The sequence below is a fragment of the Pseudomonas sp. LBUM1671 genome (assembly GCF_059695685.1).
The window spans coordinates 3,726,710-3,751,175 of sequence record NZ_CP166782.1; the positions used below are offsets into that span (position 1 = coordinate 3,726,710).

Genomic DNA, 24,466 nt, shown 5'->3' on the forward strand with positions numbered 1-24,466 from the left:
TATCCAGTGTATCGTGACATTATTCAGGCGCCATATAAGTGACTGACACCTCAGAAAACAACACTGCGAATATGGTCAATCGCGACTGTTATAACCAAACAATAATTCACACGCGCCGACGAACGGCGACAAAATAATAAAACATCTATAAATCAATGATTTAAAATGCGAACAACAACAAAAAACAAAACTTCTCAAAAAACACAAAACCAAAAAAAGACAGACTATTATTACAAAAGTTTCAAACTTATTGATTAAATAAAAAACCTCATATAACTCTTTAAAACATTCCCCTTCGATGCTAATAATCCCGCCGCTTCCGGGTTTACAGGCGATACAACCTCTCACATGAAGTGATCATCAGCGCCCACGCTGATCTCCCGGTATTAATCAAAATTCAGATAACACCGCTTGCTCAAGTCGCCATAAAACTTGGGCCTGCATTGTGCTGCGCACTCAAACTGCGCAAGGAAGGCAATCATCGCTCGCCATCATTCAAGGATTAAAATCCTTTCGATCTTCGGTACCCGTCCGGAAGCCATCAAGATGGCGCCGTTAGTCAAAGCCCTCGCTGCGGAACCCGGCATTCATTCGCAGATATGTATCACCGGCCAACATCAAAGCATGTTGAAACAGGTGCTCGATCTGTTCGACCTCAAGGCCGATTACACCCTCGATGTCATGACGCCACAGCAAACGCTCAACTCGTTGACGGCGGCGCTTTACGGGGCGATCGATCCGGTGCTGGAAATGGCCTGCCCGGACCGGGTGCTGGTGCACGGCGACACCACCTCGGCCATGGTCGCCGCGATGGCGGCGTTCCATCGACGCATCCCGGTCGGCCATGTGGAAGCCGGGCTGCGAACCGGTGATATCTACAGCCCGTGGCCGGAAGAAATGAACCGTCGCTGCATCGACCTGGGTGCGGACATGCTGTTTGCGCCGACCCACGAATCGCGCCAGAACCTGCTCGACGAACGCCTGCAGGGTCGCACTTTTGTCACCGGCAATACGGTGATCGATGCGTTGCAGATGACCGCTCGGCGCATTGAGCAGGACGCCGACCTGCGTGCCTGCCTGGACCGGCAGTTCTCGTTCCTGCAGGCCGGCCGCAAGGTCCTGCTGGTCACCGGGCACCGTCGGGAAAATTTCGGCGAAGGCTTCCTGGATATCTGCAAGGCCCTGAGCCATCTGGCCCGGCGCACGGACATCCAGATCGTTTATCCGGTGCACTTGAACCCGAATGTCATGGGCCCGGTCACCGAGCATCTGGGCGACCTGCCCAACGTGCACCTGATCCAGCCGCTGGACTACCTGGCCTTCGTGCGCCTGATGCAACGAGCCCATGTGATCCTCACCGATTCCGGTGGCGTGCAGGAAGAAGCGCCGTCCCTGGGCAAACCGGTGCTGGTCATGCGTGATGTGACCGAACGCCCGGAAGCTGTCGCGGCGGGCACCGTGCGTCTGGTCGGCACCTCACCGGACTCGATCATCGCCGGCGTCAACGCGCTGTTCGATGACGACCTGCTGTGGCGCCGTTGCTCCCAGGCGGCCAACCCTTACGGCGACGGCAAGGCCAGTGCGCGCATCGTCGATGCCCTGATGGGCCGCCCGGTGGACGATTTCATCGTGGCCAGCCAGTCCTTGCCCAAGTTCCTGCACTACCCGTCAACACAGTCTGTGCCCGAGAAGCATTACCCGGCTTTCACCTCTCGATAAACCAAACCGCTCCTCCCCTTATCAGCTCGAGATCTACCTGAATGAAGTCTTCCGTTGCCATCCATACGGGTGCACTCAGCACCCTTGCCTGTGGTGTGAGCCTGCTCGCGCTCATGCCGACCTTTGCCTTGGCCGCGGACAGTCCGCTCACCCAGGCGATCAACCGGCTCAACGCCGACACCCGACAAGAGCGTGAGGTGCGCTTGAGCGATCTGGGGATCGACGCACCGATCATCCTCGGCTCCACCGATGCCCGCCGTGAACTGTATCTGCCCGTACCGGCAGGTGTTCCGCTGACGGATGCGACGTTGAACTTCGACGCCAGCTACCTCAATGGCGAAGGTGGCCGCAATACGCTGCTGCTGTCGCTGGACGGTTATCCGGTGCGCGCCGAAGGCCTCAGCGAACCTCAGGGTGACGCCAGCGCCACGCTGGGCGTGGACAAAAAAGCGCGGGACAGCGGCTCTGTGCGCCTGGGCATTGCCTGGTCGTCGATCGTGTCCCGTGTGCTGTGCGAAGACGAACGCGCCATCGGCAACGTCTTGCGCATCGAACCGGACACCCGCCTGACTTACAGCTACGACGCCAGCCAGTTGCGCGACGTCGGCGCAGCGTGGACGGCTTTGCCCGGCAAGCCGGGGATCATGGTCGCGCCCGGCACCTTATCCGCTGAAAGCTACGATTCGGCGTGGCGTCTGGGCGTGGCACTGGAGCGGATTGGCAAGCGCAGTCAAATCCTGCCCTTCCCTGCCGTACAAGACAGCGTCGACCTGAGCGGCCTGCGCATTCCGGCCGAACTGCAAGGTATTCCAGCGTTCGCCAGCCTCAACGGCAAGGGTTCGCACACTTTGGCGAACCCGGCGGAGATTGGCGCATTGCTGGTATTGGGCCAAACGCCGAACGTCCAGGCGGATCTGGCGGTCAACGACCCGCAACTGCTCCAAGCGGTCAATGAATCCCTCGACGCGCTGCAGAGCCAGATCCAGGGCCTCGATGCCACGGCGGCCAACGCGTTCACGCAATGGCGTGAGACGCATATCAATGCCGGCCTTGCTGCCGATGGCACAGACAATGTGCGCCTGGCCTTGGTGGGCACGCGTCCGGTCCTGATGATCGCGCCGCCTGCCACCGGCAAGGCGCTGGCCTTGTTCAGTACCGCCTGGAACAAACTGGCGCGCAGTCGCCAATTGACCATCAGCGAAGCGCTGCTGCCCTTGAGCACCGACGGCCGTGTCGCCCTGTCGCGCCTGGGCGGCAATCCCGGCGCCATCGACGTGCTGGCCAAGTCTGACTGGAGCACGTCATTCCCTCTGGGCAGCGTGGCTTACGACGGGCGCTTGCCGGTCAAGGCTGTGGTCGACGTGTCTGCCGCGCCCGGCGCTTCGGACACTGCGCCGGTGGCCTCGCTGTTTCTCAATGATTACCTGATCGGTGCGCAGCAACTGGTGGCCAACGGTGAAAAACAACGCATCGAAGCGCGCATCCCGCGTTACGCCGTGGGCGCGACCAACGTGCTACGCGTGTCGTTCCAGCGTCAGCCAGTGAGTGATCGCTGCCTGGAAACGCCACAAGCCTTCCCTGTGTCGGTGCTGCCGACCAGCCACATCGTGCTGGAAAAAACCGCGCTGGGTGATGACTTCTCCGGCATGGCCGCGCGCTTTGCCAAGGACACGCAAATCCTGGTGCCGCGGGCCTACCTTGAGCACCCGGCGAGCAGCTTGCCGCAGGTGATTTCGGTCGCCGACGCCGCCGGTGTCTCGCCGCTGCGGGCGCAATTAAAGGTCGTCACTGACCCGAACGCCTCGGTCACGCAGGACAAGGCCTTCCTCGCCTTCGAGCTGCCGATCAAGGACAGCAAGGAGTCGGTGCAGGTCGATGAGCAGGGACGCCTGCGCATCAATCACAAGGATCAGGTGTTGCTTGACGTGCATCCCCTCAACCACTTGGCCTCGCTGCAAGTGGTGGATGCCGGCGGCCAGCGCGGCATGGTTTATCGCGCACTGGGCACCGACACGCCACGCTTCGCCAAACAAATTCTGCTGACCCGCGGCGATGTGGCCATCCTGGGCGACAACGGCGCACTGACCACCTTCGACACTCAAGATCCAAGCGGCAGCCAATTGATCGACAACGAAGAACCCAAAGGCCTCGACGCCTGGCGGACACCGTCGCTGTTGTGGCTGATTCCGGGTGGCATCCTGTTGGTTCTCATCCTGTTGCTGGCTGGCCGTAACGCCCGTCGCAATCGCCAGTAACGGAACCCTTCGATGACGTCGCTTTATTGGCCCTATTGGCTGGCCCACTACTACAGCTTCCTGGAATTCTCGACCATCGTGGTCGCGGTGCTGATCCTGATTTCCAGCCTGGACGATCTGTTCATTGACCTGTGGTACTGGTCTCGCCGTCTGTTTCGCAAGTTCACCGCGGACCGAAAATACCGGCCGCTGACCGCCGAGCAGTTGATGGCCCGGGATGAACAGCCGCTGGCAATCATGGTCCCGGCCTGGCTGGAATATGACGTCATCGCGCCGATGATCGAAAACATGGTGTCGACCCTCGACTACCAGAACTATGTGGTTTTCGTCGGCACCTACATCAACGACCAGCGCACCATTGATGAAGTGGAGCGCATGCGTCGGCGCTACAAGCAGTTGCACCGCGTGGAAGTCCCGCATGCCGGGCCGACCTGCAAGGCCGACTGCCTGAACTGGGTGATCCAGGCGATTTTCCTGCACGAGAAAACCCACGGCATGACCTTCGCCGGTGTCGTGCTGCACGACAGCGAAGACGTGCTGCACCCGATGGAATTGCGCCTGTTCAACTACTTGCTGCCGCGCAAGGACATGATCCAGTTGCCCGTGGTGTCGCTGGAGCGCAACTGGTACGAATGGGTGGCCGGCACCTACATGGACGAGTTCGCCGAATGGCACGGCAAGGACCTGGTGGTGCGTGAAAGCATGACCGACACGGTGCCGTCTGCCGGCGTCGGCACGTGCTTTTCACACCGCGCGTTGCGTGTGCTGGCCGGGGAAACCCAGAACCAGCCGTTCAACACCGACAGCCTCACCGAGGACTACGACGTTGGCGCACGCCTGGCCAAGGTTGGCATGAACGCGATCTTCGTGCGCTTCCCGGTGCAGTTTCGCGTGCTGCGCAAATCCTGGTTTCGCAAGCCTTACGAATCGACGCTGAAGATGCCGTTGTGCGTGCGCGAATTCTTTCCCGATACCTTCCGCACCGCGTTCCGCCAGAAGGCCCGCTGGACACTGGGCATCGGCCTGCAAGGCTGGGAGCAAATGGGCTGGAACGGTTCGCTGGCCAACCGGTATCTGCTGTTTCGTGACCGCAAAGGCGTGGTGACGGCGTTCGTCAGCATCATCGCCTACGTGATTCTGGTACAGCTGCTGGGCCTGATCATCCTGCGCCAGAGCGGCCTGTGGGACGTGAGTTTCCCCACGCCATTCGAAACCAACGGTTTCATCAAATACTTGCTGCTGGCCAACGGTGTCGCGCTGGCCTGGCGCATCGCCCACCGCTGCTATTTCACCACCGTGCTGTACGGTTGGCAGCACGGTTTGCTGTCGATCCCGCGCATGGTCGTGGGCAACTTCGTCAACTTCATGGCTGCGTCACGGGCCTGGCGGATGTTCCTGGTCGGCAAGGTCATGAACCGCAAACTGGTGTGGGACAAGACCATGCACGACTTCCCCTCCACCGACCTGGTCGCTGCCGCACCGCGCAAGCTGGGCAGCGTGTTGCTGTCCTGGCAGGCGATCAACGAAACCGACCTGCAAAACGCCCTCGCCGAACAGAAAACCCGTCACATGCCATTGGGGCGGATCTTGCTTAGCAATGGCTGGCTGGACGACGAGACCCTGGCCGAAGCCATCGCCTTCCAGAACGACCTGCCGCGGGTGTTCGATGTGGCCCACAAGGCACAGGCATCGACCCTTACTTTGGACGATGAATTCGCGCTGCGCTGGCGTGTGGTGCCGGTGGGTTTGAATGCCGACGGCCGAGCACAACTGGCCGTGGCCAGTCCGTTGCCGGCCGAAGGTCTGCAACAGGTCAGCGAAGTACTGGGCAGCGAGCCGTTGCAACTGATTGCCCGGGAAAGCGAAATCGTCGCGCAGTTGCGCCTGATGAACGTGCGCGAAGGCCAGTCGGTACCGGATGCCCGCGCGCCACTGCTGGGTGATCTGTTGATCGAAATGGGCCTGCTGGATCGCGACGTGTTCAACCGCACCATGCTGCAGTACCGCCCGCAGCGTCACGGACGCATCGGCGACTATCTGGTCGACAGCGGCGTGCTGCCCCGCGCCACCATCGAAAAGGCCGTGGCACGTCAGCACAGCCACTACCCTGCGGAGCTACCGGCATGAATCGCCCCTTGCTGACCCTCATGGCTACGGGGCTGAGCCTGATACCTGCGCTGGTTCATGCCCAAACGCTGCCATTGCCGTTGACCGGCCCGGCCTATGTCACCGCCAACGAGGCCTACAGCGCCTACGAGCGCAAAGACTACGACCTGGCCATCGCCAAGGCCCGCGAAGCGTTGCGTCAGCGCGCCGACATCACCCGTTTGAACACGCTGATCGTGCTGGCGCAACGGGACAAGGATCTGCGTGATCATCCCAAACGCTACTCACCGTCACGTCAGGCGCCGGGTTTCGGCGCCGCGGCCCAGGCCTTCAAGGCCTATGATCGCGATGATTTCGGCGCGGCGGCACAGGCTTCGCGCAAAGCCATCGCTCAAGCACCCAAGCGCATGGATTATCGACTGCTGCTGATCGAGTCGTTGCAGCGTCAACAACATCTTCAAGAAGCGGATCAGGCCACCACTCAGGCACTGGCCGTGTTCCCGGACGACGATACGTTGCTGATGCGCCGCGAAGCGATTCGCCGGCAATTGGCGGCGCCGCTGGCCGTCCAAGGTTATCGCGCCCTGGAGCAAGGCCAAGTGCCGTTGGCCGTGGATCAGGCCCGGAAAGCCGTCGCCTGGGCACCGGAAATCGGCGCCAATCAGCAACTGCTGATCAGCGCCCTGCTCGCGGCCAAGGATTACCGAGGGGCCGAGCTGGCCGCCTCCGGCGCACTGGCTCAGGACGATGGCGAAATCGCACCGTGGATTCTGCGCAGCTACGCCCTTGATCGTCAGGGCAAAACAGCGGCGGCCCAGGCTGACCTGAACCAGGCTCTGGCTATCGAGGGTCTGCTGGAAACGGAAACCCGTGACATTCGTTTCTTCGCCGCCGACGCCGCGCTGGCCCATGGCGAGCCTCAGCGGGCGCTCGATCAGCTGCAGCCTCTGGCCGACGACGAAGGCGGCGAAGTGGCCCGCCGACGTACCGCCGCCCGAATGGCGCTCAGGCAAAAAAACAATGAGTTGAACGCTGTAGCCCAGTTCCCGGCCCCGGCCCTGAACTGTCAGGAAACCGCCTTCGGTTTGGTCTGCGATATCTGGCCGGGCAACCAGCGCGACGGCGGAACCGACAAGGCCGGCCAGGCCTACGCCGCACTCGCCAGCAAGGACCCCGCCTCAGCCGTCGTCCTGGCGAATGAAGCCATTGCCCGTGCGCCGCAGAATCCGGCGTATCGGCGGTTGCTCGTCAGCGCCCTGAGTGACCAGAAACGAGTGCCCGAAGCCATTGCGGCAGCCAGTGAGGGCCTCAAGCTCACAGGCGATGACGCGCGGCTGCTGGCCCAACGCGGTCGTCTGCGCCAGCAATCGGGTGACGACGCCGGGGCTCGCGAGGACTTTACCCAGGCCTTGGCGCTAGGCAGCCTGCCTGCTTATGAAGAAGCCAGTTTGTACAGCGCCATCGGCCAGCGTCGAACTGCACGCGAACGGCTGCAACAAGCGCGGGACACGGGCGAACTGGAATCGATGAGCGACCTGCAAATCGCTTACTTGTCGGTCCAGGCTGGCGACGATGACGGCGCCAACGTGTCGTTCCGCAAGGCCGACGCCGACACCCGACTCACGCCGACCGCCACTCAGGATGCGGCCTACAACGCGATGCGGGTCAGCGAGGACGAGCAAGCCGTCAGCTACTTCAAGCGCGTCATCGACGCCAATAATGCCGGTGAACTGGACCTGTCCCCGCAGCAGCTGTTCGACACCCGTCGCGCCGTGGCCGATGTCTCGCGCACCTGGGGTTTGACCAACACCACCAGTTATCGCGGCAACAGCACCAGCAGCGGCCTGAGCTCAGCGCCGAGCGGCGGCAATAGCAGCAATGACAGCCTGCAAAACAGCACCGAACTGTCCTGGCGTCCGTTGGGTTATCGCAACGCACGGTTTGTCGAACTCTACGGACGCGTCACCGACACGCTGTGGAGCAAGAACAGTGATTCGGACACCGGTTTCGATGCGCTGCAAGGTGCCGTGGGTGTACGGGTCAAACCCTTTACGTCGCTGAACGTGATGGCCGCCGTCGAGCGCACATTCCCCTTGGGATCGTCGGACGTCGACGGTGACTGGCTGCTGCGTCTGGGCTATGGCGCAAGCGTCGGGACCGATCTGCGGGTCGATGCCTCCAGCTGGTGGACTTCGCAGTTGTTCGCTGAAGCCGGACATTACGTCAACGATTCGCGTGACTATTTCAACAGCGAATGGCAGGTCGGCCGCAGCTATGCCATCGGTGGCGCAGGCTCGCGCTGGGTGACGTTCCCCCATGTGGTGGCCGCGTTCGATTACGACTCAAAGATGAACAGCGGCACCGACGCCGACGGCAAGTCGGACTCATCGTCCGGCAAGGCCGGCGGCATCGGTGTCGGCAACAACGTGCGCTACTGGTTCCGCGAAGACGCGTATAACGCGCCCCGCTCCTATGTCGACTTCTCCCTGCAGTACCGCGTCAAGGTGCTGGGCGATGATCGCGCTCAAGGTGTCTTCGGTCGCCTGACTTATTCCTATTGAGGACTTGCATGAACATTCGATTCTGTTTGTGGTTGGGACTTGGCCTGATCCCGATGGGGGCAAATGCCGCCCCTGAAATTGCCCAGTTGTACGCGCCAAAACTGCCCGAGGGTTCGGCCTGGGTGCGGGTGGTCAACCCCTCCGACACCGCCATGCAGGTCCAGGTGGGCCAGGGCGCGAGTTTCGCCCTTTCCGCCCAGGCCACAGTGGCCAGTCCTTTTCAGGTCGTGGACTCGCGACAGCCGCTGCAAGTGACCGTCAACGGTCGCGAGATACAGGGCCTGAGCACATCGAAAGGTGCATGGGTCACACTGATTCTTGACAGCGACCCGGCACGGACACCCCGCCTGATCATCGATCCACCGCTGCGCGGCAAAGACCTGCGCGCCGAACTCAATATCTACAACCTGGCCAACGGTTGCGAAAAGGCTGGGGTCAAACTGGCTAACCATGCCCCTGTGTTCAATCAGGTGCCGTTCAACGGCCAGGCCCAGCGCACGATCAACCCGGTGCAAGCGACACTGGTTGCCAGTTGCGAGCAGAACAGCAGCCTGCCGTTCAAGCTGGCGCCCTTCAAGGCCGGCGATCGTTACAGCCTGTTCCTGGTCGGCTCTCGGCAGGCTCCACGCCTGATCGGCCTTGTCGACCAGACCGCGCCATGATCCTTGCGTTGAAATCTCGCTTGCCGGTCACGACCATGATCGCCGGTGTATTGTTGAGCCTGTCGGGCACCAACGCTCAAGCAGCCTCGGCGGTCATTACCGGCGAAGGTGGCTGGCTGTTCCCGGCCTGGGAGAGTTTGAGCAAAGTCGATAAACCAGGCATGGCCCGCAACATTGCGCTGGTGAAACAACTCCAGCAGAACCTTGCCCGGGAACACATCAGTCTGGTCGTATTGGTGGTGCCGATGAAAGCGCCGTTTTATGCCGCGCGTCTGCCCGCCAATCAGCCCTTGAGCCCGACCGTGATCCAGCGCTACGAGCACTTGCAGAGCGACCTGAGCCAGGCAGGCCTGACCACGCTGAACATCAAGCCTGTCCTGCAACGCACCGAACACGGCAAACAGACCGCGTTTTACCGCGCCGACTACCACTGGACAGCCTGGAGTGCGGAAAACACCGCTGACGCCACGGCGCAACTGATTACCGAGCGTTACCGCCTGCAAGGCGAACCCGGCGGTGGCGCTGCGCTGGGCGAGTGGTTTGACCGTCGCGCGTTCGGTGACCTGGCGAGCAATTTCCTGCCGGCGATCAAGCGTAAATCGATTGGTCGCGACATTTACACCGTTCGCCATCAGGCCCAGAACGACTTGCTGATCGATGACGCACCGGCACCGGTCCAGGTGATCGGCAACAGCTTCGTCCAGCCTTACCTGGGCTTTACGCAAAAGCTTTCCAATGCCCTGGACCGTCCCGTCGCGCTGACCTGGAATCCTGGCGATGTCGGCCCATGGGCTACGCTGCTGCAATACCTGGAGTCTGCGGATTTCGCCCAACACAAACCGCAAGTGATCGTCTGGCAATTCAACGAGGGCCAATTCCACCTCGGCCCCGATGCCGCAGCTAACTGGAACGCCAAAGGCGTCACCTCGCTGAGCCAATGGCATCAGCGCATCAATAAGGCTCTTCCGTGAACATTCTTGGTTACACCGCCAGTCGCGCGACCGTTGCGGGTCTGTTGTTTGCCGCCATTCTCGGCACCGGGACTGGCGTGCTCTACGTGACGGACAAAAAGGCCCAGACCCCAGGGATCGTCGGCATCGTCTGGCAGCCGGACAACAAGACCGTCGGCATCAACGGCCATTGGGAAAAACTGGGGGCCCGTGAGCTGCTGGTGCAGTGGACCGTCGTCGACGATCAGGCATTCGTTGCCGGTACCGGCCTGCCCAGCGTACCGGTTCTGCCCGATTGGGCACGCATTGCCAAGGCCCCTTGGGCGCAAGACGTCATCCTCGGACTGGCCGGCTATTTCAGCGAAAACCGCTCACGGGACAACATCGAGCAACTGGCGGCAGTCTCGGCACGCATCGCCAAATTGCCGACGCCCTTGCACGTCACCGGCTGGTATTTCCCCGCCGAAGTCGACCCCAGCTGGACCCGCGCCAAAGAGCTGCCCGCCCTGCTGGCCAAGTTACCGCGACCGTTGTGGATCAGCGTGTATGACGGCGCCAACATCGGCCCTGTCGCCACGGCCGAATGGCTCAAGCAGTGGCTGCCGAATGACATTGGCGTGTTCTTCCAGGACGGCGTCGGTGTCTACGCCCGCACCGCACCGGTTGCCAGAACCTACGCCGACGCCTTGCGCCAGCGCCTGGGCAAAGACCGGGTGCGCATCATCGTCGAAGCCTTCCGCCCCAACTTCGGAGGTGGATTCCGCTCCGCGACCGCCGCGGAGCTCAAACCGCAATTGGCGGCCTATGACGGTTATCCGCTGTACCTGTTCGACGGACCGCACTACTTGACGCCTGAGCTGGTGGAGCAACTGGCGCGATAACGTCAGGCCGGGTTAACCCCTGACAGCCGCTTCAATCGCCGCGACGTCGATTTTCCCCATCTGCATCATGGCGTTGAACGCGCGCTTGGCCGCTGCTTGATCAGGGTTGTTGATCGCGTCCGTCAGGACGCGGGGCGTGATCTGCCACGACAGTCCCCATTTGTCCTGGCACCAGCCACAAACGTTTTCCTGGCCACCGTTTCCCACAATCGCGTTCCACAAGCGGTCCGTTTCGGCCTGGTCATCGGTCGCCACCTGGAACGAGAACGCCTCGTTATGCTTGACCCCCGAGCCTCCGTTCAAGCCGAGACAAGGAATGCCCATCACCGTGAACTCGACCGTCAACACATCGCCCTGCTTGCCCGCCGGATAGTCGTCAGGCGCGCGAAGAATGGTGTCCACCGCGCTGTCGGGAAACGTCTTGGCGTAGAACGTCGCGGCCTCCAGCGCAGCGCCGTCGTACCAGAGACAAATCGTGTTTTTGCTGACCATTCTGGTTCTCCAGTATTGGGGAGTGAATGATCATTCTAGCTGGCTGATGACTGGAAGCCCGGCTCGGCGCAAACCGCTGACGTGGCGCGAAGTGCAGGTAGCCCCAGAAGCACGACCACCACCATGAAGATCCCCGCGACAATGGCGACACCGAAACCTGCCCGCGCGCCGTAGACATCGATGATAAGACCCGCGGCCACGCCACCGAGCGCTACGCCGATGCTGATGCCCGTCGACATCCACGTCAGACCTTCGGTGATCCGTGACGGCGGAACAATGATCGTACCGAGGTTCATGACCACGACCATCGTTGGCGCAAATGACATGCCAGCCACAAATAGCATCCCCGAGAGGATGTAGACGTTCGGTGAGAAAATCGGCAGTACGCCGGTGACGGCCGTGACCAGTACTCCAACGAAGAACTGTTTTTCAACCGGCAAGGAAAACCTTAACGCGCCGAACGTCAGGCCAGCTATCAGGGAGCCGAGCGCATAGGCGGCCAGAATGAAGCTGGCAGACGCTGGCCAGTCTTGCGCGTTGGCGAAGGCAACCACCGCCACATCGATTGATCCACCAATCGCACCCATCGCCAGCAGCGCCAGGACAATGGTGCGAAGGCCGGGGATCAGCAAAGCCGAGCCTGCGTTCTCCTTGCGGCCCACGACCACCTTCGGTTCTGTCTGCCGTTGCAGCAGAAAAGCTGTCACGCCGATGACCAGCAGCAAGACGGCAACCAGCGGCCCGGCTTCGGCGAAGAAACGGGTGCTCAAACCAATGGCCAGGGGTGGGCCGATAATAAAGGCCATCTCAGTGATAACCGTGTCCAGGGAAAAGGCCGTGTGCAATTGCGGCTTGCCACGGAACAGTTGTGACCAGCGCGCTCTTATCATCGCGGGCATGCTTGGCATCGTGCCCGCCAGTGCCGCAAGAATAAAAAGCAGGACAGACGGAGCCTTCATATACACCGCAAGTATCAGCGCCAGTAACATGCCGACGCTGAAGGCAGTCATAAGCGGCAGAACGCGACTTTGACCTCGCCGATCGACGAGTTTCGATACTTGCGGGCCGAACAGCGCATTCGCTAATGTAAAAGTGCCCGCGACTGAACCGGCCAGCCAATAAAGACCCGTCTGCTGCACCAACATGATAATGATGCCGATACCGATCATTGCCTGGGGCAAACGGGCAATGGAGCTCGCGACCACCAACCCCATGACGCCGGGGATTGCGAGCAGTTCGCGGTAGTGATTTGCCATGATGACTCCGTTTTATTATTCAACGTTTATACGTATCCCGCTGCGCGCGATGCAAACCATGAGAGCAGGTTATAGAAAACTGAACGTGCACTTCACCAAGCAGGCAAGCGGCCAGTTACATAACTGTCAACAGAACCCACACGCATGTAGTTGAGCGACGAAGGCAACGTTATTGCAAAATCACGCGAGTGATGCCGCTCGCACAGATGCCGAATAAAACAACGAACTGAAGATAGAGAAATAACTTTTTCCTGCATCCTTGCCTCCCAGAAGTTATCAACATCACTTCCATTGATTGATTGCCCCTACATCATGTAAGTGCAAACCCATGAACAACTATAAAATCAAACAATAACTGGGGTTTATATTCAGAAAGAACATTCAAGTTACAGCTCTGAAAATCATCGAAACCAAGGGTCTACTCCTGACACATCGAAGTCAACATCGCTTCACCGTTGAGCTCAATGAAAGCCCGACCCAACCAGCCAGGCTTTTCATGCGCAAAAAATCAGCCCCCAATCAAGGGCAGGCTGATCTTGTAAACAAGACTGGGCGCCTGCCCCGGTACGTCATCCAGCACATCGACACGCTGCATGCCGATCTTTTCCAGCACGGCTATTGAGGCGGCGTGGGCAGGCCTGACCAGCGCAAAAACCTCCGGCACCTTCAGCTCATCGAATCCATATTCAAGCGCCGCCCTGCTCAATTCGGTCGCATAGCCTTGCCCCCACGCAGTCACGGCCAATCGATAACCGAGGTTCAGCAGCTCGACTTCACCAAATTTGCGCAGACCCATCCCGCCGAACCCGATAACGCAATCCGGGGAAGCACGGGTGGTAATGGTCCACAGCCCGTAACCGTGTAGGGTCCAGTGGCGAATCCAGTCTTCCAGCAGCGTTTCAGCCTGGTCAATCACAGTCAAAGGCCCGGCCGGGTTGTACTGGTTCGTGGCAGGGTCGCCGTAGATAGCAAACAGGCTGGCCAGGTCTTCGGATCGAGGCGGCCTTAACAGCAATCGCGAGGTGGTTCGTTGCATCGATATTTTTATCCTTGGCGAACGTCGGGACGTCCTACTGCGGCTGAAAGGTCTGAAGATACGCCAACAGGTTTTCGATCTTTTCCGGATCGCTGAGTCCCCAGAAAATCATGCGAGTGCCGGGCACCACTTCCTTCGGCGCTTCAAGGTACGCGGTCAGGGTTTCGCGGGTCCAGACGATGCCGGCCGATTTCATCGCGTCGGAATATTGATAATCCGTGGTGCTGCCCGACGGGCGTCCAAAAATGCCATTGAGTTGTGGCCCGAACGAACCTCGCGCCGACTCCCCGACCTGATGGCAGCCGCCGCATATTCGCTTGAACAGTGTCCCGCCCGCTTCAGCATCGCCGGCCGCTTGTGCAGGGGCGCTGAATAATCCGGCAATGAACACCAAGGCCAAGGTGAGTGCTGCGGCTTTCTTCACGTCCTGCTCCAATTCATCTGTGGCAGGGTTCGTGGCGCTGGCGGCGAAACATTGGCCCGCCAGTAAAGAAGTGACGTACATACATGATCCAATTGCGCTTTTCGCATGAAAAAAGTCATTTGCGCACCTACCTTACCTGATCCCTCCTCCCTAAAGTGCACCGGTCATTTAATCATCGGCGTACTTATGAGTCTCTGGTTCCGCCTTCGAGATTCACACCCGGATGCTGGGCTGGGACGAGAAGTGGAGCTTTATGGAGCACCGCTTCGTGAGCAAAGGACGCGTGGTCGGCGTGGTGGTGATGGCTCCGCTGACAGCGGCAAACGCAGGCTCTATCCTGTGCACCTCGCCATTTCACCGGAGAAAGCTGTGCCGCCCCTCACCAACCGCGAGGTTTACCAGCAATTGCGCGACGCCGCGCTGGAAGTTCGGCGCCTGATACTCCTTGTCGAACAACCCGAGCCCGGCCACGTGCACGTCGATATCGAAGGCTGGCGCCTGAGCCTCGGTGTCGACGGCAATCGCCTGTTGCATTGCCAACGTTGCCAAAGCCCGGACGGCCGCGAAGGTGAACTCGACCACTGGCAACGTTACGGCACCGACCCGGTGAGTTTGCTCAGCACCTGGGAGCTGGCGCAGATCGAGCGTTTGCTGACGGAACTCAAAAACGCGGTTTGACCGCCTTCCAGCCGGGCTTGTAACGCTGCATCTGTTTCACGTCATCGCGCTGGCGAATGCCGCAGGTCAGGTATTGATCATGCAGCTTGCCGAGCTGATCGTGATCCAGTTCCAGACCCAACCCCGGCGCACGGGTGATTTTCACGCAGCCATCGACAATCGGAATCTTGCCGCCCTTGATCACCTCTTCATCCGGCTCCTGCCACGGGTAATGCGTGTCGCAGGCGTAATCCAGATTCGGCACCGCGGCGGCCACATGCGCCATCGCCATCAGGCTGATGCCCAGGTGCGAGTTGGAATGCATCGACACACCAAGGCCAAAGGTGTCGCACATTTTTGCCAGCGCCTGGGTATCGCGCAGGCCGCCCCAGTAATGGTGGTCGGCGAGGACGATCTGCACGCTGTTCAGCGCCACACTGCGGCGGAACTCATCGAAATCGGTGACCACCATGTTGGTCGCCAGCGGCAGGCCCGTGCGTTTGTGCAGCTCGGCCATGCCCTCGAGGCCCGGCGTCGGGTCTTCGTAATACTGCAGGTCATCGCCGAGCAATTCGGCCATGCGAATAGAGGTTTCCAGCGACCAGTTACCGTTCGGATCGATGCGCAACGGGTAGCCGGGGAAGGCTTTTTTCAGCGCCTTGATACACGACACTTCGTGCTCCGGATCCAGCGTGCCGGCCTTGAGCTTGATGCTCTTGAAACCGTAGGCCTCGATCATCCGTCGCGCCTGGGCGACGATCTGCTCTTCGTTCAGGGCTTCGCCCCAATTGTCCGGTTTGTAGGGTGAATCGACATGTTGCGCGTACTTGAAAAACAGGTAGGCGCTGAATGGAATTTCGTCGCGGATCGCTCCGCCCAGCAGGTCCACCAACGGCACGTTCAGCGAGTGCGCCTGCAAATCCAGGAACGCCACTTCGAACGCCGAATAGGCGTTGCTAACCGCTTTGCTCGCGTGGGAACCGGGCGCCAGTTCCGCACCGGCAATGCTCGCCGGTTTGTTCGCCGCCACCGTGGCCTGGACGATGCGGCGCAGCTGATTGAGGTTGAACGGGTCGAGACCGATCAGTTGCTGTTGCAGTTGCTGCTGGATCAGCAGCGCCGGGGCATCGCCATAGCTTTCACCCAAACCGATGTAGCCATTGTCGCTTTCGATCTCGATGATCGAGCGCAGTGCGAAGGGCTCGTGAATCCCGCTGGCATTGAGCAGCGGCGGATCACGAAAGGCGATTGGGGTGACGCTGACTCGGGTGATTTTCAAGAGGCTGCTCCCTTTGGCTCAGGTTTCAATGCGGGGTGACTTGGAGATTGTTGTGGGGTGGCGGTCAGCACACTGCGTGCATCGCCACGAGGTGCCGTGCGAGCAAAGAAGATCACCACCGCCGCGACCAGTGAAGTGGCCGCCAACCCATAGAGGCCGCCTTCGATGGAGCCGGTTTTTTGCTCCAGGAGACCGAACGCCGTCGGCGCGACAAAACCGCCGAGGTTGCCAATGGAGTTGATCAAGGCGATCACGGCAGCAGCGATGCGCGCATCCAGATAGCCTTGTGGAATCGGCCAGAACAACGCCGAGGCAGCCTTGAAACCAATCGCGGCAAAGCAGATGGCGACGAAGGCGAAGATCGGCCCGCCGGTGGTGGACATGAACATGCCGAACGCGGCAATCACCAGCGTCAGCGCAACCCAGGCCTGCTGGTGTTTCCATTTGCTGGCCATGGCGGCGAAGCCATACATCGCGATGATCGAAATGATCCAGGGAATCGAGTTGAACAGGCCGACCTGGAAGTCGCCGAGGTTGCCCATCTTTTTGATCATGCTCGGCAGCCAGAACGTGGCGCCGTAGATGGTCAGGGCGATGGAAAAATAGATGAAGCAGAACAGCGCGATTTGCTTGTCGGCAAGCAATTTGAACATCGACGGCTTGACCGTCTGCGTGGCTTCGCGGGCCTGCTGTTCCAGGGCGATGGCGCCTACCAATGCGTCCTTCTCCTCGGCACTCAACCAGTTCGCCTGACGCGGGTGGGACTGCAACCAGAACCATACAAATGTGCAAAGCACGATCGAGGCAAAGCCTTCAATCAGGAACATCCACTGCCAGCCATGCAGGCTGAACCCGCTGACGTTCAGCAGCGCGCCGGACACCGGACCGGAGATCACCGAGGCAATGGCCGAACCGCTGAGAAAGATCGCCATGGCCTTGCCCCGTTCGGTCGACGGCAGCCATTGGGTGAAGTAGTAAATGATGCCGGGAAAGAAACCTGCTTCGGCCGCCCCGAGAATAAAACGCAGCACGTAGAAACTGGTTTCGCCGCGCACGAACGCCATGGCCATCGCCGCCGCGCCCCAGGTGAACATGATCCGCGTCAGCCAGGCACGAGCGCCATAGCGCTGCAGCAGCAGGTTGGAGGGCACTTCGAAGATGGCGTAACCGATGAAGAACAACCCGGCGCCCAGGCCATAGGCGGCTGCGCCGATACCGAGGTCGGTCTCCAAGTGGCTGCGCACGAAGCCGATGTTGACCCGGTCGATGTAGTTGACGATGAACATCACCACGAACAGCGGCAGCACGTGGCGCTTGACCTTGGCTGCGGCGCGGGCAAGCACAGTCGGGTCCGGCGGACTCTGGAGGGTATTCAAGGGGCAACTCCCGATCATTGTTTTTTTAGGGACAGGCCGATCATGGACGCCGGCATTGATCCCGTCTAATCTAACTTGGCATTCGATTGATACCTGGATTAGATCAATGTTCGAACTGACTCAATTGCGCTGCTTCACCACGGTGGCGACCGAACTCAACTTCCGTCGCGCCGCCGAACGGCTGAACATGACCCAGCCACCCCTCAGTCGGCAGATTCAACTGCTGGAGCATCACCTGGGTGTCGAGCTGTTTACCCGCACCACCCGCAGCGTTGCGCTGACCGCCGCCGGCCGGGCGTTTTTCATCGAGGCGCAGAACCTGCTCGAGCGTGCCCAGCAAGCCGCGGTGACGGCGCGGCGCTTTGCCGAAGGGGACATCGGCTCGGTTAACATCAGCTTCGTTGGCAGCGCGGTGTACGAGTTTCTGCCCAAGGTCATCGCCGAGGCGCGACTCAAACAGCCCCATGTGAAAATCGATCTGTCGGAGATGAACACCTACCAGCAACACGAAGCGTTGCGTGCGCGGCGTATCGACTTGGGCATCGTCCGCGCGCCGCTGCTGGAGCCGGGCTACGCCACCGAGTGCCTGGTACGTGAACCCTTTGTGCTGGCCGTGCCCAGTCACCATCGGCTCGCCAGCACACAAACCGTGTCGGTCAATGACCTTGATGCGCAACCGTTCCTAATGTACTCCCACGCCGCCTACCCGCCGTTCAACGAACTGCTGACCGGTATGCTCCGTTCTGCCCGCGTGGCGCCGGAATACGTGCAATGGCTAGGCTCGTCGCTGACCATCCTGGCCTTGGTCAACGCCGGCATGGGCCTGGCCCTGGTGCCTCGCTGCGCCACCAGCGTGGTGTTCAAGAACGTGGTGTTTCGCGACATCGATCTGGGCGAAGGGGTGCAGAGCGAGTTGCATTTGATCTGGCGCGAGAACAACGACAACCCGGCGTTTGCGATGTTGCTGGAGGCGATTCGACGGGCTGTGCGGGAAGGATGGGGTGTTTGAAATTGCCTCGAAGAAAGGTCATTCGGCCCGGGCCATGAAAGCGCCGCCACTGGCAGCTACCCCTCCATTGCGCATACCATGCCGCGATTCCAAAAACTTCAGCCAGGCCCCCATGATCAAAGCCAGTCTGCGTAGTCACCTGACACTCTGGTTTGCCGGCTTGTCGCTGCTCACGCTGGTCAGCGTGGGTTTTTATGTCGGCCACATCGCCACCGAGCAGATGAAGCAGGCGAGCGGCAATGCGTTGTTGAGCACGGCAAGGTCTGCGGCCGAGTTGTTGGGCGCGCAACTGCATGAACGTCAGCTCGAAGTGTCTTTGCTCAGTCGAGCCCCGCTGTTCAAAAATGGCGACCTCAACGATCCGGACATCTTGTCGTCGATGGAGCTGCGTTCGCAGTCCCGCGCCGAGTACGCCTGGATGGGCGTGGCAGACGCCGACGGGCGTGTGCGGCAAGCCGTGAATGGCCTTCTGGTGAATCAATCGGTCAAGGAGCGTCCGTGGTTCCAGGCCGGGATGCGCGGTGCTTACACCGGTGATCCGCACGAAGCGGTGTTGCTGGCCAAACTGCTGCCGGGAACTGCCACTGGCGAGCCGTTGCGCTTCATCGATTTCGCCGCACCGATCCGCAATGCCAATGGCCAGGTGATCGGTGTGCTGGGCGCGCATGCCCATTGGAGCTGGGCGACGCGAATTGTCGACTCGGCCGTGCTGCGCAAAGACATGACGCCTGAAGTGGAGGCGCTGATCGTCGACCACGACGGCAAAGTGCTCTATCCGGAAGCGCTCATGGGGCAACACGTGCCGAACATGCCGCAGGCCCGGGAAAACCATTCCGACACCTCTGGCTGGTCAGTAGGCAATGGTTACCTGACCAGCGTTGTCGCGGTGCCGACGCCTTCGAGTACGGACCTTGCCTGGTACATCGCGGTCCGGCAACCGCTGGATATCGCGCTTCAGCCCGCACGCATCCTGTTCTATAAGTTGCTGCTGTTGGGCGTGATTGCCGCGATCGTGTTCGCCTTGGTCGCTTATTACCTGGCGCTGTACCTCAGTCGCCCGATCGAATTGTTGGCCAAATCGGCCAAACGGGTACAGAACCAACAGCCAGGTGCAACGTTCCCCCAAGACCATCCGGTGCGGGAAATTGCCCAGCTGGGGCAATCCCTCCAGGGCATGACGCAGTCCTTGCTCGGCAAGGAACGCGAGTTGCAGGAAGCCAATGCGTCGCTGGAAGCCACCGTCGCGCAACGCACCGCCGCCCTCACCCGGGCCAATGCCGATCTGTTGAAACTGGCCACCCACGATGCGCTGACCGGCGTGTACAACCGGCGGCGATTTGACGAAAAACTGGACGAGTGCAACCTGCTGTTCCAACGCACTGGACGACCGTTTGCGTTGCTGTTCATCGACGCCGACCACTTCAAGCAAATCAACGACACCCACGGCCATGCGATTGGCGATGAGGTGTTGCACCAGCTCGCCCGGCTGATTCAGGACAACACCCGCGCCACTGATTTCGTGGCCCGTTACGGCGGTGAGGAGTTTGCGGTGCTGTTGCCGGAAATCGAGGAGCCGGAGAGCCCCGAGGTCGTTGCCGAGAAGATCCGCGCCGCGATTGCCGCGGCTAGCTTTGCTACGGTTGGGCACGTGACGGTGAGTATCGGCATAGGTCTGGCGGAGACATCGGACAGCAATACCACCGCACTGATCAAACGTGCCGATCAGCAGCTCTATCAGGCGAAGTGGTCGGGAAGGAACCGGGTGGCTGCGCAGTCCCGCGTGACGGAACGCCACTGACCTCCAGCTTCCAATGATGAAAAACCCGGTTAAGCTCACTTAAGAAAATCTTCAGTCGAGCAAAAGACCTGTGGCGAGGGGATTTATCCCCGTTGGGTTGCGAAGCAGCCCCAAGATCTCGGCACTGTCGAGGATTTTGGGAGCGCTTCGCACTCCAACGGGGATAAATCCCCTCACCACAATTGCGCATCCGCAAACAAAACCGGGTATTGGGCTTACTGAACGTTTTTCAGCTTAACCACATCACCGGAGATTTTGGTGGTGTAACCGGTCAGGACCCAGGCCCAGAACCAGTTTTCCTGCACTTGGGTGTTGATCATTGCGTCGCCGCCCTTGGCTTTGATCGCCGCGTTCTGAGCGCGAACAAAACGGTTGTTCTGCTGGATCGGGATCACGCCGAACAGCAACAGGCCAGTGGCGCTGGCTTCACTGTGGCCAAGGACGGTGTATTGGCTGCTTTCATAATGCTGGGTGTTCATCGGTGTGCCGGTGCAACCCGCCAGAACCAGACCGAACAAGGCTACCGCGGCAACTTTACTGAGGTACTTCACTGAAAAACTCCATGAGATGTTGCCCGGGATCCATCTCTCGGGCGGCGCACACTCTAACGGATGAGATGGCCAATTGGTATCAGCTAAAACAGACGATAGCCGCCTCATGGCAAACGGCGGCTATCGGTCAGGGAGGATCAAACCGTTTCGGCTCAGCCCTGAGTCACCGCAGCTTGTGGATGCGAAGATGAAACGGGCTCGGGCGCAGGTTCGTCATCCAGCGTGATAAACATCGCCAACACCGGCCCCATCAGCACCACAGCGATGGAAGCGCCGAACGCCACCGCCCAGTTGTTCCCCGTGATGTCCAGCAACCAACCGATCACCACCGGCGACACGGCACCGGCCAGGGCCATGCCGGTGAAAGTGCACGCGCTGGAAGTTGCGGAATGTTCGTGGGATACCTCGGTGCCGATGACCCAGAGCGGCGAGTCCGCCAATTCCGAGCAAAAGAACGAGAAGCTCAGGCCGCAGGCGCAGATCATCAGGTCGTGGGTGAACAACAGCGGAATCAGGCCGATGATCGAGGCCAGGAAGCCGAAGATGATCAAGTCGCGACGCGAGCGCAGACGGTTGCCGGTGACCTTGAAGCGCCAGTCCGAGAGCATGCCGCCGACTGCGGTGCCGACGGTGCCGCCCAGCAGCACAAAGGTCGAGAACAACGCGGTGTGGGTCAGGTCCATGCCGTAGCGTTGGGTGAAGAACGACGGAATCCAGTTCAGGAAGAACCACAGCACCCAGCCATGGCAAAAACAGGTGGCCGCTGCTGGCCAGACTTTACGCAGCATTGTCGGCCAATGGACCGGCTTGGCGGCCACGGGTGGCAGCGGCACAGCGGCGGTGGATTCGACCAGTTTCTTCGATTCGCTCAGGCTGAAATACATGATGAACATGTAGATCAACGTCACCACGCCGAGAATGACGAAGGTCAGGCGCCACGAGAACTGGATGATCATGAACGTCACGATCAACGGCGCCAGTGCGTTGGCCAGGCGTCCTGACGCATGCATCATGCCTTGGGCCGTGCCGCGCTGGGTGATGGGAATGGCGCGGGCGATCATGCGCGCCGCTGTCGGGTAGATCGGTGCTTCGCCGATACCGACCACGAAGCGTGCAATCACCAGCACGACCAGACCACTGACCAGCCCCGTGGCAATGGTCGCGGCCGACCAGATAATGCCGTACAGCAACATCGCCTTGCGTGAGCCGATACGGTCACTGAACCAGCCGCCGGGAATCATGAAGCAGCTGTAGGCGATGGCGAAGGCGGAAAACATCATGCCCAGGTTGGTGTTGCTGAAACCCAGCTCCTTGCTGATCGTCGGTGCGGCGACGGCCAGGTTGGTGCGGTCCACGTACATGATGAAAGCCATGATGCACAGCAACACGAACGTCAGCGTTGCCCTGCGTTTTTGCGCAAGCGTAGTCGGAATCATTTTTCCACCTTTTTTTATAGTTCTAGTGGGCAGGCGGTCATCCCGGACCGCCTGTCATTGCGTTACTTGAAGAAGCCGTGCAACACCTCGTAGGTCTCGTCCGGGCATTCTTCCTGCAGGTAATGGCCCGAGGGCACAGTGGCGGTTTGCACGATATTGGTGGCGTAGCGGCTCCAGATTTCTGCGGCGTTATGGTTGCGGCCAACGCCGCCCTTTTCGCCCCAGAGAATCAGCGCCGGGTTGTCAATCCGGCGGCCCGCCTCGAAGTCGGCGGTGTCCATGTCCAGGTCGATGCCGAAGGTCGCGCGGTAGTCTTCGCACATGGCGTGGGTGGTGGCAGGGTTCTTGATGCAGCGGATGTAGTCGGCCAGCGCTTCGGGCCCGAAGAAACTGGTGCCTTGGTCAGTCTTCGACAGCTTGCGGCGGATGAAGAACTCCGGATCGGCGTCCATCATTCGCTCTGGCGTCGGGGCGTCCTGGGTCATGAAGAACCAGTGCCAGGAAAATTTGCCCCACTGGCGCGTGACGTTGTTCAGCAAATAATGCTGCGGCAGCATGTCGACGAAACCGGCCTTGAGCACCTTGTCACCGTGGTCCAGGCACATGCGATGCAGCACCCGCGCGCCCCGGTCGTGACCGGCGGCATAAAACTGCTCGAAACCCAACGACTGCATCACTTCAACCTGATCCTGGGCCATGGCGCGGAAGGAATAATCCGAGTGATCGCCACCGCCCTGCGGTTTAGAGCTGTCGCCGTAACCGCGTAAGTCGGTGCAGACCACGGTGAAATCCTTGGCCAGGCGCGGAGCAATCTTGTGCCAGGACAGGTGATTGAACGGGTTGCCGTGCATCAACAGCAATGGCGGACCTTCGCCACCGACGACAGTGACAATCTCGGCACCGCTGGTTTTGGTGACGGTCTTGGTGAAATTCTCGAACATGGTGTCAGCCTCGATTCTTTTCTCGATCACTTGGCAGGTGTTTAGCGTTTGGCTTTGCGCACGGCAGCGTTGTCGGCGGCGACACGGAATGCAGCCGCCATGGCGCCAACGTCAGCGATGCCTTTGCCGACGATGTCGTACGCCACGCCGTGTGCCGGAGTCGCATAAACAGTCTTGAGGCCGCCGGTCAAAGTCACGCCGGATGAGAAGCCCAGCAGCTTGGTCGCGATCTGGCCCTGGTCGTGATACATGATCACCACCGCATCGAAATCGCCGTTGCGCGCCTTGATAAACACCGTGTCCGACGGGAACGGCCCTTCGCAGGCCAGGCCTTTGAGGCGCAGGGCTTCGAGCGTCGGGCGGATGATCGTGATCTCTTCGTCGCCGAACAGACCGTTCTCGCCGCCATGGGGATTGAGTGCCGCGACGCCGATGCGCGGTGCGTTGTTGCCCAGTGCACGCAACGTGTCGTGGGCCAGTTGCAACGCCCCTTCGATGCGGTCCGGTTGCACCATGTCGACAGCTTTGCGCAGCGCCACATGGGAGGTCACGCGAAAGGTCGAGAACTGCGGGATGATGTTCACTTCGCCGAAGTAACCAACATGTTCGGTCCAGGCCGCAAACATCTGGTGTTCGTCGTGGTACTTCCAGCCACCGCGATGCAGCCCGGCCTTGTTGAGCGGCGCGAAGCAAATGCCATCGAGCTCTCCGGCCAGGGCCATGTCGGTCATGATCTTCAGGGTTTCGCCGGTCAGACGACCCGACTCCGCGTTGACCAGGCCGCGCTCATACAGCGCAGGATCCACGTTGTGTAAATCGATCAAGGGCACGGCCGCCTGGGAATGGTCGGCCTCGCGCAGGTGCACAATCTTCTGGTAGGGAATGCGCTGACCGGCGTCACGCATGCCGAGCTCGAGCACACGCTCGTCACCAATGATCACCACATCCGCCCGCTCACGTGCCTCAGGCGTCGCCAACAGCTTGACGACCAACTCGGGGCCAATGCCGGTGACATCGCCCAGCATAAGTCCAATCAGGGGTTTCATCAGTTTTTCTCCAGTCCAGGCAAGGTGTGTC

At 60.4% G+C, this 24,466-nt stretch carries 20 protein-coding genes and 1 pseudogene; 11 read left to right on the forward strand and 10 right to left on the reverse strand.

Annotated features, from left to right (window positions below; translation table 11 throughout):
* Window positions 1-480 precede the first annotated feature (480 nt).
* The 7 genes from wecB to ACA060_RS17115 are packed head-to-tail and all read left to right on the forward strand — an operon-like array spanning window position 481 to window position 11,134.
* The gene (gene wecB, locus ACA060_RS17085) at window positions 481-1,719 is read left to right on the forward strand and encodes a non-hydrolyzing UDP-N-acetylglucosamine 2-epimerase (RefSeq protein WP_497318289.1); all 1,239 of its coding nucleotides are present in this window, start codon (window positions 481-483) and stop codon (window positions 1,717-1,719) included.
* A gap of 41 nt (window positions 1,720-1,760) precedes the next feature.
* Entirely contained in the window at window positions 1,761-3,974 is a 2,214-nt protein-coding gene (locus ACA060_RS17090; RefSeq protein WP_497311937.1) for a hypothetical protein, read from the forward strand.
* A 12-nt stretch (window positions 3,975-3,986) separates the two neighbouring features.
* Window positions 3,987-6,101: a glycosyl transferase family protein gene (locus tag ACA060_RS17095; protein ID WP_497311939.1), complete on the forward strand. Its 2,115-nt coding sequence runs from the start codon at window positions 3,987-3,989 to the stop codon at window positions 6,099-6,101.
* Window positions 6,098-8,641, forward strand: coding sequence for an NfrA family protein (locus tag ACA060_RS17100; RefSeq protein WP_497311941.1), 2,544 nt, complete (start codon window positions 6,098-6,100; stop codon window positions 8,639-8,641). The genes ACA060_RS17095 and ACA060_RS17100 overlap by 4 nt, the downstream gene beginning before the upstream one ends.
* An 8-nt stretch (window positions 8,642-8,649) precedes the next feature.
* Window positions 8,650-9,303 carry an alginate O-acetyltransferase AlgF gene (locus tag ACA060_RS17105; protein ID WP_497311943.1) on the forward strand — a complete coding sequence of 218 codons (654 nt, stop codon included), beginning with the start codon at window positions 8,650-8,652 and terminating at the stop codon, window positions 9,301-9,303.
* Window positions 9,300-10,274 (forward strand): alginate O-acetyltransferase AlgX-related protein, encoded by a 975-nt coding sequence (locus tag ACA060_RS17110; protein ID WP_497311945.1) that lies wholly within the window; start codon window positions 9,300-9,302, stop codon window positions 10,272-10,274. Before ACA060_RS17105 ends, ACA060_RS17110 begins: the two co-directional genes overlap by 4 nt.
* Entirely contained in the window at window positions 10,271-11,134 is an 864-nt protein-coding gene (locus tag ACA060_RS17115; RefSeq protein WP_497311947.1) for an alpha-amylase family protein, read from the forward strand. The genes ACA060_RS17110 and ACA060_RS17115 overlap by 4 nt, the downstream gene beginning before the upstream one ends.
* Window positions 11,135-11,146: 12 nt before the next feature.
* Here the strand turns inward: ACA060_RS17115 and ACA060_RS17120 are convergent, their stop codons facing one another.
* The 4 genes from ACA060_RS17120 to ACA060_RS17135 all read right to left on the reverse strand — a co-directional run bounded on the left by ACA060_RS17120 (window position 11,147) and on the right by ACA060_RS17135 (window position 14,342).
* The gene (locus tag ACA060_RS17120; protein WP_497311949.1) at window positions 11,147-11,626 is read right to left on the reverse strand and encodes a VOC family protein; all 480 of its coding nucleotides are present in this window, start codon (window positions 11,624-11,626) and stop codon (window positions 11,147-11,149) included.
* A 35-nt stretch (window positions 11,627-11,661) separates the two neighbouring features.
* Entirely contained in the window at window positions 11,662-12,882 is a 1,221-nt protein-coding gene (locus tag ACA060_RS17125; RefSeq protein WP_497311951.1) for an MFS transporter, read from the reverse strand.
* A 508-nt stretch (window positions 12,883-13,390) separates the two neighbouring features.
* A complete protein-coding gene (locus tag ACA060_RS17130) occupies window positions 13,391-13,918 on the reverse strand; it encodes a GNAT family N-acetyltransferase (protein WP_497311953.1) in 528 nt (175 codons plus the stop codon).
* 34 nt (window positions 13,919-13,952) lie between these two features.
* On the reverse strand, window positions 13,953-14,342 hold the full coding sequence (locus tag ACA060_RS17135) for a c-type cytochrome (protein WP_497318291.1): 390 nt from the start codon (window positions 14,340-14,342) through the stop codon (window positions 13,953-13,955).
* A gap of 202 nt (window positions 14,343-14,544) precedes the next feature.
* Between ACA060_RS17135 and ACA060_RS17140 the strand changes: the two are divergent.
* Window positions 14,545-14,656: pseudogene (locus ACA060_RS17140) on the forward strand (thioesterase); the annotation flags it as partial.
* 55 nt (window positions 14,657-14,711) lie between these two features.
* The gene (locus tag ACA060_RS17145) at window positions 14,712-15,020 is read left to right on the forward strand and encodes a DUF7693 family protein (RefSeq protein ID WP_497311955.1); all 309 of its coding nucleotides are present in this window, start codon (window positions 14,712-14,714) and stop codon (window positions 15,018-15,020) included.
* Here the strand turns inward: ACA060_RS17145 and ACA060_RS17150 are convergent.
* A complete protein-coding gene (locus ACA060_RS17150; protein WP_497311957.1) occupies window positions 15,004-16,278 on the reverse strand; it encodes a glucarate dehydratase family protein in 1,275 nt (424 codons plus the stop codon). The genes ACA060_RS17145 and ACA060_RS17150 overlap by 17 nt on opposite strands.
* Window positions 16,275-17,654: an MFS transporter gene (locus ACA060_RS17155; RefSeq protein ID WP_497311959.1), complete on the reverse strand. Its 1,380-nt coding sequence runs from the start codon at window positions 17,652-17,654 to the stop codon at window positions 16,275-16,277. The genes ACA060_RS17150 and ACA060_RS17155 overlap by 4 nt, the downstream gene beginning before the upstream one ends.
* A 106-nt stretch (window positions 17,655-17,760) precedes the next feature.
* On the opposite strand from ACA060_RS17155, the gene ACA060_RS17160 reads away from it, so the two are divergent.
* The gene (locus ACA060_RS17160) at window positions 17,761-18,663 is read left to right on the forward strand and encodes a LysR family transcriptional regulator (RefSeq protein ID WP_109632636.1); all 903 of its coding nucleotides are present in this window, start codon (window positions 17,761-17,763) and stop codon (window positions 18,661-18,663) included.
* Window positions 18,664-18,775: 112 nt separating this feature from the next.
* Entirely contained in the window at window positions 18,776-20,461 is a 1,686-nt protein-coding gene (locus tag ACA060_RS17165; RefSeq protein WP_497311961.1) for a sensor domain-containing diguanylate cyclase, read from the forward strand.
* 215 nt (window positions 20,462-20,676) lie between these two features.
* Here the strand turns inward: ACA060_RS17165 and ACA060_RS17170 are convergent, their stop codons facing one another.
* The 4 genes from ACA060_RS17170 to ACA060_RS17185 form a co-directional block, all read right to left on the reverse strand.
* Window positions 20,677-21,012 carry a hypothetical protein gene (locus ACA060_RS17170; RefSeq protein ID WP_109632637.1) on the reverse strand — a complete coding sequence of 112 codons (336 nt, stop codon included), beginning with the start codon at window positions 21,010-21,012 and terminating at the stop codon, window positions 20,677-20,679.
* 152 nt (window positions 21,013-21,164) lie between these two features.
* Entirely contained in the window at window positions 21,165-22,448 is a 1,284-nt protein-coding gene (locus ACA060_RS17175) for an MFS transporter (protein WP_497311963.1), read from the reverse strand.
* A gap of 62 nt (window positions 22,449-22,510) precedes the next feature.
* The gene (locus ACA060_RS17180; RefSeq protein WP_109632641.1) at window positions 22,511-23,389 is read right to left on the reverse strand and encodes an alpha/beta fold hydrolase; all 879 of its coding nucleotides are present in this window, start codon (window positions 23,387-23,389) and stop codon (window positions 22,511-22,513) included.
* A 41-nt stretch (window positions 23,390-23,430) separates the two neighbouring features.
* Complete coding sequence (locus tag ACA060_RS17185) at window positions 23,431-24,435, reverse strand: PdxA family dehydrogenase (RefSeq protein ID WP_497311966.1); 1,005 nt, start codon at window positions 24,433-24,435, stop codon at window positions 23,431-23,433.
* Window positions 24,436-24,466 lie beyond the last annotated feature (31 nt).